The sequence below is a fragment of the Microbacterium sp. Root61 genome (genome assembly GCF_001427525.1).
Lineage (GTDB): Bacteria > Actinomycetota > Actinomycetes > Actinomycetales > Microbacteriaceae > Microbacterium.
In genome coordinates, this window is the sequence record NZ_LMGU01000001.1 from 3,004,209 (window position 1) to 3,018,737 (window position 14,529).

Genomic DNA, 14,529 nt, shown 5'->3' on the forward strand with positions numbered 1-14,529 from the left:
ATGAAGGCACTCCGCTGGATCTTCGTCACCTTCGCCGTGCCGGTCGTGCTGATCGCGCTGTGGACCCTGTTCGCCGAGATCGCGAACAGCCTCTACTGGCCGTCGCCGGTCAAGATCGTCGGGGTCTTCCCCCAGACATGGCTGGACGGCCAGCTCAGCACAGACGTGCTCCCGAGCCTCACGCGCCTCGCGATCGGCTACATCTGCGCGGTCGTCATCGCGCTGATCCTCGGGATCGTGGTCGGATCGTTCCGCCGCCTGCGGCTGTACCTCGAGCCGGTGTTCGAGCTGTTCCGCGCCATCCCGCCGCCGCTGCTGGTGCCGATCGTGATGCTGTTCACCGGTCGCGGTGCGGGCATGCAGATCACGGTCATCGCGTTCGGCTGCCTCTGGCCGATCCTGATCAACACGGTCGAGGGCGTGCGCGGCATCGACATGACCCAACTCGACACGGCGAAGTCGTACCGGATCTCCGGATGGCGGCGCCTGACCACGGTCGTGCTGCCCGCGGCATCCCCCAAGATCTTCGTCGGAGCCCGCCAGGCGCTGTCCATCGGCATCATCATGATGGTCATCTCCGAGATGTTCGTCTCCACCGACGGCATCGGCTTCAACATCATCCAGTTCCAGCGACTCTTCCAGTTCAAGGAGATGTGGAGCGGAATCATCCTGCTCGGCATCGTCGGCGTCGTCGCGAACGTCATCTTCAAGTTCATCGAGCGTCGTGTGCTGCGTTGGTACGTCGGCATGCAGACCCAGGAGAGGTGAGGGCCGTGGCCCAGAACGAAAACGACGTCATCCTGCACGTCGACAAACTGCGCAAGGTCTACGGATCGGGCGACACCGCCGTCGAAGCCATCGGCAACCTCGACTTCACGATCGGCAAGAACGAACTGGTCTGCATCGTCGGCCCGTCCGGTGCCGGCAAGACGACGTTCCTGCGCTGCGTGTCGGGGCTGCTCGCCCCCACGTCCGGGCAGGTGCTGCTGGAGGGCGAGCCGGTCACCGGACCCCCTGAGGGTATGGCGGTCGTGCTCCAGGAGTACGGGCGGAGCCTCTACCCGTGGCTCACGGTGCACGACAACGTCGAGCTGCCGCTGAAGGCCAAGGGTCTGGCGAAGGCGGAGCGCGCCCGGCTGGTGTCGCAGGCGCTGGAGGCCGTGGGGCTCGCCGGCGCCGGCAAGAAGCACCCCTGGCAGCTGTCCGGCGGCATGCAACAGCGCGTCGCGATCGCCCGGGCGATCGCGTACGAGCCGCACATCCTCGTGATGGACGAGCCGTTCGCGGCCGTCGACGCGCAGACGCGCGCCGAGCTCGAGGACCTCGTCCGTCACCTGTGGAAGCAGCTCGGCGTCACCGTGCTCTTCGTCACGCACGACATCGATGAGTCGGTCTACCTCGCGCAGCGCGTGCTGGTGCTCTCGCACGCCCCGACCTTCATCCTCAAGGAGGTGCCGATCGACCTTCCCGACGAGCGCGACCAGCTCTCCACCCGGGCGCTCCCCGAGTTCGCCGCGCTCCGCACCGAGGTGTACGAGCTCATCCAGCAGGCCAAGCACATCACCTACCGCACCGCGCAGGTCCCGTCATGAGTGCGGCAGCCGACAGGACAGACGGATGCTGACGCTGCAGGTCGCGTCGAGGGTCGATGAGGCGCGGGGCATCGCCGGGCTCGTCCTGACCGATCCGCAGGGACTCCCGCTCCCGGAGTGGGCGCCCGGCGCGCACATCGACGTGCACATCGACCGTCCGGGGGAGTCGCCGCTGGTGCGGCAGTACTCGCTGTGCGGCGATCCGGGCGATCGCTCGGCCTACCGGATCGCGGTGCTGCTCGAGGAGCACGGCGAGGGCGGTAGCGCGCACCTGCATGCGCACGTCCGTCCGGGGCAGCTGGTGCGTGTGTCGGCGCCGCGCGACCTGTTCGGATACGGGGTGGCGGAACGGATGACCTTCGTCGCCGGGGGCATCGGCATCACGCCGATCCTGCCGATGGTCGCCGCGGCCGAGGCCGCCGGAGCGGACTGGCAGCTGCACTACGCCGGACGCGAGCCCTCGACCATGGCCTTCGGCGCCGACCTGCAGCGCTACGGCAGCCGCGTGCACATGTACGTCAGTTCGGAAGGCGAGCGGATGGCGCTGCCGGGGATCGTCGCGGATGCCGCGGCATCCGCCGTCTACGCATGCGGGCCGTCGCGGCTGCTGGATGCGCTCGAATCCGCGGTGGAGGGCACCGATGTGACGCTGCACGTCGAGCGCTTCACGAACGACAACATCGTCGCCACCGAGGCCGACCACGCGTTCGACGTGGAGCTGTCGCTGCTCGGCAAGACCATCACGATCCTGCCGGGCGAGTCGATCCTCGACCGTGTCGCCGAGGCCGGCGTCGCGGCGCCGTCCTCGTGTCGCGGCGGCACGTGCGGCACGTGCGAGACGTTCGTCCTGGAGGGTGAGCCGGATCACCGCGACGCCGTGCTCAACGCCAAGGAGCGCGAGGAGTCCGAGGTCATGATGATCTGCGTCTCGCGCTGCAAGGGCAAGAGGCTGGTGCTCGAGCTCTGACACTTCACCGGACGACGAGAGGAGGGCCCCGGCGAATCGCCGGGGCCTTCCTCTGTTCCCCTCCCGGTCGAGGTCAGCCGATCTCGACCGGGTCGAACCCGGTGCCCGCGCGGTAGGTGCCGAGGAACTGATCGGCACCGTCGGCGGTGAGCACCGTCGCGCTCACGCCCCGCCACTCGACGGACGGTGCGGCATCGACGAGGACGACGAATCCGCTCCGGCCGCGAGCATCATCCGGGTCCGCGATCGTCAGCAGCGAGGTGTCACCGCGCAGGACGATCCAGGGTTCGGCGATGTCCAGGGCGAGCAGCCCGCCGTGGGCGCGCAGTTGCACGGCGCCGGAGAACGCTGCCAGGACGCCGCATCCGTCCCATTCCTCAGGTGCCGATGGGTCCGCAGGGAACACCGTCCGGCCATCAGCACCGGCGTGCGCACCGGCGTGGACGATGCCGCCGTCGAATCGGCGAACGTAGTCGAGCAGGCTCCGCTTGATCCCCCACCGCAGCATGCCGGTCATCGGTCGACGAGGGTGCGCGCGCGGTCGCGCAGGGTGAAGTCGGGTTCCAGGGCGTCCTCCACCCGCAGACCCGTGTTCGAGGCCAGGAGCCGCCGCGCGGCCAGATGCGATGCCGCATCGTTGACCGACTCGACGCACACGAGCGCACCCTCCGCGAAGCGCAGCACCGACAGGCGACCAGCCGGATCGCCGACCAGGACGCACCGATCGTCGGCGCCGCCCACCCCGGCGATCTGCAGGCGCATGCCCCCCTGCACGGACCAGAACCACGGCACCTCGTCGTAGTCGCCTGCTCCCGTCGTGATGACGGCGGCGACGTGGCGCGCCTGGTCCGTGGCGTTCTGCACGGATTCGAGGCGCATCGGCCGACCCGACGCGGAGGCGATCGCGGCGCAGTCTCCGATCGCGAAGATGTGCGGATCGCTCGTGCGCAGTTCCGTCGAGACGATGACTCCATCTTCGACGTGGAGTCCGGCCTCCGCCGCGAGCCGTGTGCGTGGCGCGACGCCGACGCCGGCGACTACGGTGTCGACCTCGATTGTGGATCCATCGCTCAACATGACCGCGGTACTGCCGTCGGGGAGGGATGCGACGCTCAACGCTTCGGTGTCCAGGCGCACGTCGATGCCGGCGGAACAGTGTCGGTCGGCGATCACCGAAGCCATCGCCGCACTGAGCGATCGGGGCATCACCTGCGCTCCGCGACCGATGACGGTGACGGCTGCACCCATGCCGCGCGCCACCCCCGCGATCTCGAGACCGATGAACCCCGCGCCGATGATCAGAACGCTCTGCGAGCCGGCGAGTCGCGTCCGCAGGGTGGCGGCATCAGCCAGCGACCGGAGGATGCGCACATCGTTGTCCTGTGCGGCGAACGGCAATCGAGCGGGCTCGGATCCGGTCGCCAGGATCAGCCGGCCGAACGGCAGCCGCGTCCCGTCGCTCAGCACGACCTCGCGGCGGAGACGATCGATCGCTCCGACGGAGGCTCCCCGGCGCAGCTCGATGCCGGCCTGGGCGTAGTGGCTCTCCGCACGCAGCGGCAACGCCTCGTCCGATGAGATGAGGCCTTCCTTTGACAGCGGAGGCCTTTGGTAGGGGAGATCCTCCTGCTCGTCGAGGAGGGTGATCGCGCCGTGCCAGCCCTGTCGTCGCAGAGCATCCGCCGCCTCGACGCCGGCGTGTCCCGCGCCGACGATGACAATCCCGGTGGAGTTCTCCGAGGACACGATCACACCTGCACGGACGGGATCTCGACCACCAGCTCATCGCATTGCGCAGATCCGCGCAGCTGGCAGGAGAGTCGCGAGCGCTCGGTGCGCTCTGCGGCGGCGCTGTCGAGCATCTCGTCCTCGTCCTCGCTGACCACGGGGAGCTGATTGCGGAAGAGGTCGCTCACATAGACATGGCATGTGGCGCACATCGCCTGGCCACCGCATTCTCCGACGATGCCTGGGACACCGGCGGTGACTGCTGCGCGCATCAGGCTGGTGCCGTCGGGGACATCCAGCACCGTCCGCGTGCCGTCGGGGTGAACATATTCAACGCGTGTCATCGTCGACCTCTCAGTTCCAGGTGACCGGCAGGGCGGTGATTCCGCGGAACGCCCACCCGTCCCATGTGACGTCGCGCGATTCGTCGACCCGGAGACCGGGGAACCGTCGGTACAGTGCCGGCATCGCGATGCGGCCGATGGATGATTCGGCGACCCACTTGCCGGCACACATGTGGGTGCCGCTCCCGAACCCGAGGTGTCGGTGCTCGTCGCGACCGACCCGGAACGCGTCGGGATCGTGGAAGACGTTGCCGTCGCGGTTGGCCGATGCGAGGATCAGCCCGATCTGACTGTCCGCGGGGATCGTCGCCCCCGCCACGGTCACATCCCGCTTCGTCTCGCGGGTGACCATGCCGATCGGGGTGTAGTACCGCACGGTCTCGTCGAACACGGCTCCCCACTCGGCGGGGTCGGCATCGACGGCGGGGCGCATCTCGGGGTGGCGGTCCAGGAGGAGTGCGATGCTCGTCACCATGTGCTGGGGTTCGTTGACCCCACCGGAGATCGTGAGATAGATGTTCGCGCGTACGGCTTCTTCGGACATTCCACCGTGCAGCAGCAGCGACGCCATCGAGTCGTCCGGATGCCGCAGCAAGTAGGGGAGGAGGTCGTCCAGGACGGCGTCCGCCTCCGTGCGCGACCGGTCGCAGCGATCCCAGATGGACTGCTCCTCGAGAACGTTGCCCGATCCGGCGATGAAGTCGGCGGACCACCGCGCGAAGGTGTCGACGTCGACGTCGCGATACCCGATGAGATCGATGAGGTTCTTGGCAGCGAGCGGGCGGGCGAAGTCGCGGTTGAGGTCGGGTGTCGCCGCGTCGACGTCGGCGAGTCGGTCCAGGGCCGCGTCCGCGTTGGTGGCGAACATCCCGTTCCACAGTGCGCTGATCTTCTTCGGGCGCAGCGTCGGATTGACTGCACCCCGCTCCGCTGCGTGTTCGGGGTCGTCCTTGCGCACCATCGGCCGGGAGCCGATCGCACGGATCATGTGCGCGTTGGTGACGTGGGAGGAGAAGATCTCGGGGTTCTGCTCGCCGAACACGCAGCCGGCGAAGTCGCTGATGAGCACCTTCCGCACGGACGGGACCCAGGCGACGGGAGCCTCTCGCCGCAGTGCGGCGTAGATCGGATACGGGTCCGCGCGCAGTTCGACGGGGTCGATCCCGGTGACCGTCGGCAGACCTGCTGCGACCGACTCGATGGTGATGCTCACGGTGGACTCCACTCTGTGTCCGTGTCGCGGCGGTGCGACAGTGAGACGCTAGAACGCGGCCGTGGCCCCCGGGTCAGTTCTCCATTTGATGCGGAGAACCCGCTGCGCGCGCGACCGAATCCCCGTATCCGGAATAGTGCCGCTTGAGCGCGGACCCGATCGCCCGGGCCGCAGGCAGCAGCACCGAGAGAACCTGCTCTTCACGCGGGTCTTCGCTCGGCACGATCGCGCTTATGGCGGCGACGGCATTGCCCATGATTCCCAGGACCGGCACTGCGATCGCCGTCGCGGCTGGATCGATGTATCCCTTGGTCACCGCGTAGCCTTGCTGACGGATCGTCTTCAGGTCCTGCCGCATCTCTGCGGGCGAGCGCAGCGGGGCGAACGCAAACGGCGCGCGGGGTTGGCGGAGCATGCTCTCGCGCGTCTCCTGGTCGCTGAACGCCGCCAGGACCAGGCCGCTCGACGTGCTGTAGAAGGGCATGCGGCCGCCGACCACGACGAAGTTCACGGCCGAGCGCGGTGCCGACAGTCGTTCGAGGTAGAGCACCTCATCGTCGTGCAGGACGCCGAGCTGGAGGTTCTGACCGATCGCCGCGTGCGTCGCGCGGAGGATGGGCATCGCGATCTCTCGGATCCCGAGCGCTCCGGGCGTGCGGACCGCGAACTCCCACATTCTCAGGCCGATCCGGTAGCGGCGGGTGGGGAGACGCTCCAGCAGGCCGAGCTCGACGAGTTCGCCGAGCAGCCGATGCGTTGTGGACAACGGCATGCCCGACTTTTCGGCTATCTGTGTCGCGCTGAGGTCGCGGACACCTGTGTCGAAGGTCTCGAAGACGCGCACTGCGCGGCTGAGGGATGACTCTCCGGCCGATGAACGGGCCATGCCATCCTCCAGGATCTGCGGGGTCGCGGTCGCCCGTCGTCGTCAATTTCTACTCATGATAGGGAGTCGGCGATCGGGTCGGTTCACATTCCCCGAAGCTCGTCCTCGTGCATAACGGCGTGCACGAGGACGAGAGGCACATCAATGAAGAAGAGTCTTGCTTTTGCGGCCGTGGGGGCCATTGCCGCTGCTGCGCTGGTGTTGAGCGGGTGCACCGACTCAGGCGGCACTGCCGCCCCGAGCACGGAGTCGAGCGAAGACGGGGAACTGCGCTCGGTACGGGTCGCCGCCCTCCCGATCACGGAGACTGCGGCGCTGTGGGCCGCTATCGACGAGGGCATCTTCGCGGACCATGGCCTTGAGGTTGAGGTCGTGCCGGCTCAGGGCGGCGCTCAGGCGATCCCCGCGCTGCTGAGTGGCGACATTCAGTTCGCGATCGGGCAGCCCTTCGGCCCGTTCCGCGCGGACCTCCAAGATCTCGGTGTCGTCATCATCGGCAACTACGCCCCGAGCTTCGCGGACGGGCAGGACACCAGTGGCGTGGTGGCTTCCGCGGCCTCCGGGATCACTCGACCTGCCGACTTGAGCGGCAAGCGGGTATCGGTGAACAGTCTCGGCGCGGCCGGCGATGTGACGATCATGGGCGCAGTCGCGGCCGACGGCGGTGACCCGACCACGATCGAGTTCGTCGAGGTCGCGTTCCCTGATGCGGCCGGTCAACTCGATGCCGGGAACATCGACGCGGCCTGGGTCCCGGAGCCGTTCATGTCGGGATACGTCGCCTCCGGTGGCACTTTCGTCATGCATCCGTTCCAGGAAACGGTCCCCGGATTGACCACGTTGACGACGATCACGACGGATGCCCTCGTCGAGTCCGATCCGGAGCTGGTCGACGACTTCGCTGCGGCCATGACCGAGGCCCTGGAGTGGGCGAACACCAATGAACCGGCTCTTCGCCAGGCGATCAAGGACAACCTGAAGCTGCCCGACGCGGTCGCCGACAGCATCAAGCTCCCGGTGTACTCCTTCGAGTTGAAGCGTTCCGACCTCGAAGAGCTCGCCGCGCTTGCAGTGACCTACGGGGTGCTGCCGGAGACTCCGGACTTCGACCGGATCATCCAGCAGCGCTAGTCGGGCGACCGGGTCGTGACGGTGTGTACTCGCGGCCCGGCGGCCCCACTGTTATTCACAGTAATCGTGACGAGCGTCACAGTTTTCTTGACAATGAGCGGACGGTGACTCATGCTGACTAGGTCAACACACTGGCGTGCCGACTTCTTCTCCGTGGTTACGGAAGGGGCTTCATCGTCGCGCTGTCGACGTGTGAAAATCCCCACCACGAGAGGCCATTCGATGAAGAAAGCTCTTGCCGCCATCGCTTTGAGCGCGGTTGCCGCACTGACCCTGGCCGGCTGCACCGACTCCGGTGCTGCGCCCTCCACCAGTCCCACCGACGACGCCGGACCCACGGAACTCACGAGCATCCGCGTCGCCGCACTCCCCATCGCCGAGACCGGTGCCCTGTGGGCCGCGATCGACGAAGGCATCTTCGAAGAGCATGGTCTCGACGTCGAGATCGTCCCCGCCCAGGGAGGGGCGCAGGCGATCCCCGCCCTCCTCAGCGGTGACATCGACTTCGCCATCGGCCAGCCCTTCGGCCCATTCCGCGCCGATCTGCAAGACCTCGGCGTCGCGATCATCAGCAACTACGCCAGCGCGCTGCCTGTCAGCGCGGGTAAGGATGTCAACGCTGTCGTCGCGCTGGCCGACTCCGGCATCGTGAGCCCGAAGGACCTCGCAGGCAAGCGCGTCTCGGTGAACAGCCTCGGTGCCGCCGGCGACGTGACCATCATGAAGGCCGTGGAAGACGACGGCGGCGACCCCTCGACGATCGAGTTCGTCGAGGTGGCGTTCCCCGATGCGCAGGCACAGCTGGATGCCGGCAACATCGACGCTGCCTGGGTGCCGGACCCGTTCATGTCGATGATCGCGGGCGCGGGCGGCAACATCGTCGTCTACCCGTACCAGGCGACCATCCCCGGCCTTGCGCTGCTCACCAACATCACGACGCAGGAGAAGATCGACACCGATCCCGAGCTCGTCACGGCGTACGCGGACGCGATGGCCGAGGCCTTGGACTGGGCGGCCGCGAATGAGGACGCCGTGCGCGCCGCGATCGTGACCTACATGAAGATCCCCGAGGCGGGGGCCGCCGGCATCACCCTGCCGATCTTCACCGCCGAGTTGGACGTCGACAACCTCAAGACACTGGCCGACCTCGCCGTCGGCTACGGCGTCCTGCCGGCCGTGCCGGACTTCGACCGGCTGATCCAGCTGCAGTAATTCGTCCGTGCGGGATGCCTCGGACCGAGGCATCCCGCACGCCACCGTAAACATCCGCCCCCACCCGATCGGAATGCTCATGCCTCGCACCGCGACCCGCACGCGGCGCACCCTGCGCAAGGCCGCGCTCGGCGCTGCCGGACTGGTCGGCTTCCTCGTCGTCTGGCAGTTGATTCCGACGCTCGGCATCATCAGTCCTCAGTACCTCCCATACGCCACGGACACCCTGGCCGGGCTCGCACAGATGCTCACCGACCTCGAGTTCTGGCGCAACGTCGGTTACACCATGACCTCGTGGGGGATCGGTCTGCTCATCGCCACGGTCCTCGGCGTCTCCCTAGGCACCGTCATCGGCCTGGTGCCGTTCCTCCGCCGGGCGACCCACACCACCGTCGAGTTCCTCCGGCCGATCCCATCCGTCGCCCTGATCCCGCTCGCGATCCTCGTCTACGGCCTGCAGATGCAGGCGGCGCTGGTCATCATCGTCTTCGCGAGCTTCTGGCAGATGTTCGTGCAGGTGCTCTACGGGGTGGCCGATGTCGATACGGTCGCTCGTGACACGGCCCGCAGCTTCGGTCTCGGCCGCGGATCGCGGCTGTTCAACCTCGTGCTGCCCACCGCGCTGCCGTACGTCATGACCGGGCTGAGGCTGGCCGCATCCGTGGCGCTGATCCTTGCGATCACCGCCGAGATGGTCATCACCAACCCCGGCCTCGGACGCCTGATCAACACCGCGCGCAACGCCGGCGACACCGTGGCGCTGTACGCGCTCGTGGTGGTCACGGGTCTGCTGGGCCTGGTCATCAATCTCGTATTCCGCTTCATCGAGCGCCGGTCACTGTCCTGGCATCAGTCCGTCCGTGGGGAGGAGGTCCTATGACGCTCTACACCAGCACCGTCGTCACGCCGCGTCGTCCGTCGCGCGTCTGGGCCAAGGTCGGCGAATCGACCGCGTACGCGATCGGGCTGCCGTTCCTGCTGCTCGTGATCTGGGGAATCTGGTCCACGATCGCGCCGGCGAAGTTCTTCCCCTCCCCAGTCGTGATCATCCAGACCTTCGTCGACACGTGGATCGGGCCGGCGTTCTTCACCGACGTGCTTCCGAGCCTGGGCCGCCTGGCGCTGGCGATCATCCTGTCCATCGTGATCGGTATCGCCGCGGGCGCGGTGATCGGTCTCGTCCGCTGGCTGCGCGAGCTGCTCGAGCCGCTGCTGGAGTTCTTCCGCGCCATCCCGCCACCGGTGCTGATCCCGGTGGCGATGCTGCTCATGGGTATCACCGACACGATGAAGGTCGCGGTCATCGTGGCCGGTGCGGTGTGGCCGGTGCTGCTGAACACCATCGACGGCGTGCGATCGACGGATTCGGTCATGACCGAGACAGCGCGGTCATTCGCACTCACCCGAGCAGAACGCATCCGCTATCTCGTGCTTCCGGCTGCGAGCCCGCGCATCATGGCGGGGGTGCGGCAATCGATCTCGATCGCGCTCATCATGATGGTCATCTCCGAGATGTTCGGATCTTCGTCCGGTCTCGGTTTTCAAATCTTCTACTACCAGCGCAACTACCTCATCGCCGAGATGTGGAGCGGCATCCTGCTCCTCGGTCTCATCGGTGTGCTGCTCGCGGCGATCTTCGGATTCGCCGAGCGTCGAGTGTTGCGCTGGTACCACGGAATCAAGGAGGTCGAACGTGCCTGACGTACTGCTCAAGGTCGAACATCTGAACAAGGTCTACGAATCGTCGACCGGCAATGTCGAGGCGATCGGCGACATCAGCTTCTCGATGGGTTCCGGAGAGCTCGTCTGCATCGTCGGTCCGTCCGGATGCGGCAAGACGACCCTGTTGAAGTGCATCGCCGGTCTGCTGCGACCGACGTCCGGTCTCGTCGAGCTCGACGGCAAGAAGGTGACCGGGCCGCCGCCGAACATGGCGCTCGTCTTCCAGGAATACGGGCGAAGCCTGTACCCGTGGCTGACGGTGCGCGGCAACGTCGAACTGCCGTTGCGGCACAAGAAGCTGCCCCGCGCCGACCGGGACCGTCTGGTGGACGACGCGCTCACGGCGGTCGGCCTGGACCACGCGTCCAAGAGCTATCCCTGGCAGCTGTCCGGCGGGATGCAGCAGCGCGTCGCCATCGCCCGCGCGGTGGCGTATCAGCCCGAAGTCCTGATCATGGACGAGCCGTTCGCGGCGGTCGATGCGCAGACGCGTGCCGACCTCGAGGACCTGGTCCGCACGCTGCACCGCGAACGGGGCATGTCGATCCTCTTCGTCACGCACGACATCGATGAGTCGGTGTACCTTGGCGAACGGGTGGTCGTCCTGTCCAAATCACCGACCTGGGTGCAAGAAGACCTGGCGATCGATCTGGCACCCGAACGAGACCAGATCACGACGAGGGCGCTGCCGCGCTTCACGGAGCTGCGCACCCACGTGTACGAGCAGATTCAGCGAGCAAAGCGCGGCGAGGCCGTACGCCCGACGGCATGACACCGGCAGTTCGCGTGCGACGTGCCGAGGAGAGGGCAGGCATGCGCAAGCGCGCACCCAAGGAGCTTCTCCTCGCCTTCCTCGGAGAGTTCGTCGTCGATGCGGACGTCGCCCCGATCCGGGCGAGTGCCTTCATCGATGTGTTGGAGGGCGCCGGCATCGCGGCGCCCGCAACGCGAGCGACGCTGGACCGGCTGGAGCAGACCGGCCTCATCTCGCGTGAGCGCAGTGGCCGCGAGATCCTGTTCTCGCTCACGGAGGCCGGCGGTGTGCTGCTGCGCGAAGCGACGGCCCGAGTGCGAGGGCTCCACCCCTTCGACCCGCAGGGGACGGGATGGACGCTGGTCACGTTCACGATCCCCGAGGAGCAGCGCACCCTGCGGCACCGGCTGCGCTCGACACTGGCGTGGGAGGGGTTCGCCTCGATCCGGGACGGCCTGTGGCTCGCGCCCGGTGCAGTCGACCTGGACGCGTCGCTGGAGCCGCTGCGCACGGATCTGCCGGCCGACAGCGTCGTGGCGTTCCATGCCCGAGAGCTGCCGACATTCTCCATCGCGGGCGCCGTCCGCGCCGCCTGGGACATCGAGGCGATCCGTCAGGCCCACCTCGACTTCATCGCCACGTGGACCGATCCCGCTGCGCTCAGCGGCGCGGCGCTGGCCGTCAGAACCGCACTCGTCGCCGACTGGCTGTCGCTGCTTCGTGCTGACCCGCGCCTACCGCGCGAGTTCATGGACGACGATTGGCCGTCCGCCCGATCTGTCGCGACCTACCACCACTGTCGAACTACGCTTGCGGCGGGATCCGCTGAGCAGTTCGCCCAGCTGGTCGCGCCTCGCGTGGGAGTCTGAGGCGCGTCAGCCGCCGTAGCGGGCCCGCAGATCCGCCTTGCGCACCTTGCCGGACGCTGTGCGCGGGAGGGTGTCGACGACGATGACCTTCTTGGGAAGTTTGAACCGGGCGAGCTTGCCGTCCAGGTCGGCACGGACGGACTCCGTCGTCGCTGCGGCGCCGTCGCGCACCGTCACGATCGCCCACGGCACCTCGCCCCACTGCGGGTCGACGACGCCGATCACGGCCACACCGGTGACCCCGTCGATGTCATTGATGAGGTTCTCGATCTCGGCCGGATAGATGTTCTCGCCGCCGGAGATGATCATGTCCTTCAGGCGGTCGGAGATGTAGAGGTATCCGTCGGCGTCGAGATAGCCCATGTCGCCGGAGCGGAACCACCCGTCCGGCGAGAACGCCGAGGCGGTGGCCTCGGACAGCTGGTGGTACCCGGGGAATACATTCGGCCCCGAGATCTCGATCTCGCCGACGGTGCCGCGCGGAACCATCTCCCCGTGCTCGTCGGCGATGCGCACGTCGGTGAAGAAGTGGGCGAGGCCCACACTCCCCTGCTTCTGCCGCGTCATCGTGGGGGAGAGGGACGTCGCTCCCGGCGAGGTCTCCGTCATGCCGTAGCCCTGCGAGAACGACAGCCCGCGCTCCTCGAACGCGTTGAGGATACGGGTGGGCACGGCGGACCCGCCGCATGTCAGCTTCTGCAGTGTCGACAGATCGGTGCGGGCCCAGTTCGGGTGATCCGCCAGGAGCTGGTAGGTCGTCGGCACGCCGCTGAGCATGGTGACGCCGTGTCGTTCGATGAGCTCGAGCGCGCGGCCGGGCTCGAACCCCTTCTCGAGCACGATCGTGGCGCCCTTGAGCATGATCGGGAGTGCCCCCATGCCGAGGGATGCCGCGTGGAACAGCGGCGAGATCATGAGCGCGACATCCGTGGAGACGATGTCGTAGTCCACCAGGCAGTTCAGCGACACCCAGGTCAGGTTCTCGTGCGTGAGCACGGCACCCTTCGCCTTGCCGGTGGTGCCCGAGGTGTACAGGATCGCCGCGGGGTCGCTCAGAGCCACCTCGACGTCGGTGTGCCCGCCCGTACTCGAGCGGATCAGACGTGAGAGCCCGGGACGCTCGTCCGTGCCCTCGCCGGTGACGATCACGTGTGCGATCGTGGCAGCGGCGATGCCATTGCCGACCCGGTCGGTCAGCTCGGCGTCGTGGATCAGGACCCGGGCGCCGGAATCGGTCAGCACGTGTGCGATCTCCGGTGCCGCGAGCCGCGTGTTGACCGGCACGAAGACGGCTCCGAGCTGCGCCGCTCCGAACAGCACATGGAGGAACTCAGGACTGTTCTCGCCGATGAAGGCGACGCGATCGCCTTTTCGGACGCCGCGGAGCCACAACAGCGCCGAGACGCGGTCGGCGCGATCCGCCAGCTGGCGATAGGTCTGGCGCTCATCGTCCCCGTAGATCAGCGCAATCTTCTCGGGCGACTTCAGTCGCCGCTTGGCCATCCAGGCACCGAGTCCGTGGTTGTGCATCGTTCTCTCCGTTGAGGCGGTGTTCGGGTGCGCTCCGTCTCGCCTCGCCCGCTCAACGACCCGGGGTGGAACCAGCGGGCACTGAGCGAGCGAGGCGAGACGAAGGTGTCAGGCGTAGAAGCGGTAGAGGCCGCGTGCGACGACGGCCGGCTTCGTGCCGCCTTCGATCTCGATGGTCTGGTCGACGGCGAACTGGAGACCGCCGGCGACTTCGGTCACCTCGGCGATGACGGCGTTCATGCGCACCTTCGCGCCGACCTTGACGGGCGAGACGAAGCGCACCTTGTCGAGGCCGTAGTTGACCTTGGTGCTGACATCGGTGACGTCGAACAGCTCGGACCAGAACTTCACTGCGAGCGAGAGCGTCAGGAAGCCGTGGGCGATCGGGGCGCCGAACGGGCCCTCGACGGCGCGTGCGGGATCGACATGGATCCACTGCTGGTCGTCGGTCGCGTCGGCGAACAGCTGGACGCGGTCCTGAGTGACCTCGAGCCACTCGGTCCAGCCGAGGTCGGTGCCGGCGAGCTTTGCGGCGTCGGCGTAGGCGACGATGGTGGTCATGGGTGCTGCCTTTCGTTGGG

Annotated in this window: 16 protein-coding genes; 9 read left to right on the plus strand and 7 right to left on the minus strand. The window is 67.5% G+C overall.

From position 1 onward, the window contains the following. From ASD65_RS19080 to ASD65_RS14200, 3 genes are read left to right on the plus strand one after another with little or no spacing between them, the layout of a single operon-like run. Positions 1-768: an ABC transporter permease gene (locus ASD65_RS19080; protein WP_056223693.1), complete on the plus strand. Its 768-nt coding sequence runs from the start codon at positions 1-3 to the stop codon at positions 766-768. Between the two features lie 5 nt (positions 769-773). Continuing rightward, positions 774-1,592 carry an ABC transporter ATP-binding protein gene (locus tag ASD65_RS14195; protein WP_056223694.1) on the plus strand — a complete coding sequence of 273 codons (819 nt, stop codon included), beginning with the start codon at positions 774-776 and terminating at the stop codon, positions 1,590-1,592. 25 nt (positions 1,593-1,617) lie between these two features. Next, positions 1,618-2,559, plus strand: coding sequence for a PDR/VanB family oxidoreductase (locus tag ASD65_RS14200; RefSeq protein WP_056223695.1), 942 nt, complete (start codon positions 1,618-1,620; stop codon positions 2,557-2,559). A 73-nt stretch (positions 2,560-2,632) separates the two neighbouring features. On the opposite strand, the gene ASD65_RS14205 is transcribed toward ASD65_RS14200, so the two are convergent. The 5 genes from ASD65_RS14205 to ASD65_RS14225 form a co-directional block, all read right to left on the minus strand. Beyond that, the gene (locus ASD65_RS14205) at positions 2,633-3,076 is read right to left on the minus strand and encodes an HtaA domain-containing protein (protein ID WP_056223696.1); all 444 of its coding nucleotides are present in this window, start codon (positions 3,074-3,076) and stop codon (positions 2,633-2,635) included. Further along, entirely contained in the window at positions 3,073-4,305 is a 1,233-nt protein-coding gene (locus ASD65_RS14210) for an NAD(P)/FAD-dependent oxidoreductase (RefSeq protein ID WP_162248509.1), read from the minus strand. The genes ASD65_RS14205 and ASD65_RS14210 overlap by 4 nt, the downstream gene beginning before the upstream one ends. A 2-nt stretch (positions 4,306-4,307) precedes the next feature. After that, on the minus strand, positions 4,308-4,631 hold the full coding sequence (locus ASD65_RS14215) for a 2Fe-2S iron-sulfur cluster-binding protein (RefSeq protein ID WP_056223697.1): 324 nt from the start codon (positions 4,629-4,631) through the stop codon (positions 4,308-4,310). Between the two features lie 10 nt (positions 4,632-4,641). Next, on the minus strand, positions 4,642-5,844 hold the full coding sequence (locus tag ASD65_RS14220; protein WP_200948675.1) for a cytochrome P450: 1,203 nt from the start codon (positions 5,842-5,844) through the stop codon (positions 4,642-4,644). A 73-nt stretch (positions 5,845-5,917) separates the two neighbouring features. Further along, positions 5,918-6,730 carry an IclR family transcriptional regulator gene (locus ASD65_RS14225; RefSeq protein ID WP_056223698.1) on the minus strand — a complete coding sequence of 271 codons (813 nt, stop codon included), beginning with the start codon at positions 6,728-6,730 and terminating at the stop codon, positions 5,918-5,920. Between the two features lie 144 nt (positions 6,731-6,874). On the opposite strand from ASD65_RS14225, the gene ASD65_RS14230 reads away from it, so the two are divergent. The 6 genes from ASD65_RS14230 (at position 6,875) to ASD65_RS14255 (ending at position 12,418) form a co-directional block, all read left to right on the plus strand. After that, positions 6,875-7,861 (plus strand): ABC transporter substrate-binding protein, encoded by a 987-nt coding sequence (locus tag ASD65_RS14230; protein ID WP_056223699.1) that lies wholly within the window; start codon positions 6,875-6,877, stop codon positions 7,859-7,861. A 222-nt stretch (positions 7,862-8,083) separates the two neighbouring features. Then, the gene (locus ASD65_RS14235) at positions 8,084-9,073 is read left to right on the plus strand and encodes an ABC transporter substrate-binding protein (RefSeq protein ID WP_056223700.1); all 990 of its coding nucleotides are present in this window, start codon (positions 8,084-8,086) and stop codon (positions 9,071-9,073) included. Positions 9,074-9,152: 79 nt separating this feature from the next. Then, positions 9,153-9,953: an ABC transporter permease gene (locus tag ASD65_RS14240; RefSeq protein ID WP_156378885.1), complete on the plus strand. Its 801-nt coding sequence runs from the start codon at positions 9,153-9,155 to the stop codon at positions 9,951-9,953. Beyond that, positions 9,950-10,774: an ABC transporter permease gene (locus ASD65_RS14245; protein WP_056223701.1), complete on the plus strand. Its 825-nt coding sequence runs from the start codon at positions 9,950-9,952 to the stop codon at positions 10,772-10,774. The genes ASD65_RS14240 and ASD65_RS14245 overlap by 4 nt, the downstream gene beginning before the upstream one ends. Next, a complete protein-coding gene (locus ASD65_RS14250) occupies positions 10,767-11,567 on the plus strand; it encodes an ABC transporter ATP-binding protein (RefSeq protein WP_056223702.1) in 801 nt (266 codons plus the stop codon). Before ASD65_RS14245 ends, ASD65_RS14250 begins: the two co-directional genes overlap by 8 nt. A gap of 41 nt (positions 11,568-11,608) precedes the next feature. Then, positions 11,609-12,418, plus strand: a complete 810-nt coding sequence (locus ASD65_RS14255; protein WP_082561788.1) for a PaaX family transcriptional regulator — start codon at positions 11,609-11,611, stop codon at positions 12,416-12,418. Between the two features lie 6 nt (positions 12,419-12,424). On the opposite strand, the gene ASD65_RS14260 is transcribed toward ASD65_RS14255, so the two are convergent. Both ASD65_RS14260 and ASD65_RS14265 read right to left on the minus strand, forming a co-directional pair. Beyond that, the gene (locus ASD65_RS14260) at positions 12,425-13,948 is read right to left on the minus strand and encodes an acyl-CoA synthetase (RefSeq protein WP_056223703.1); all 1,524 of its coding nucleotides are present in this window, start codon (positions 13,946-13,948) and stop codon (positions 12,425-12,427) included. Positions 13,949-14,056: 108 nt separating this feature from the next. After that, a complete protein-coding gene (locus tag ASD65_RS14265; protein ID WP_056223704.1) occupies positions 14,057-14,509 on the minus strand; it encodes a MaoC family dehydratase in 453 nt (150 codons plus the stop codon). Positions 14,510-14,529 lie beyond the last annotated feature (20 nt).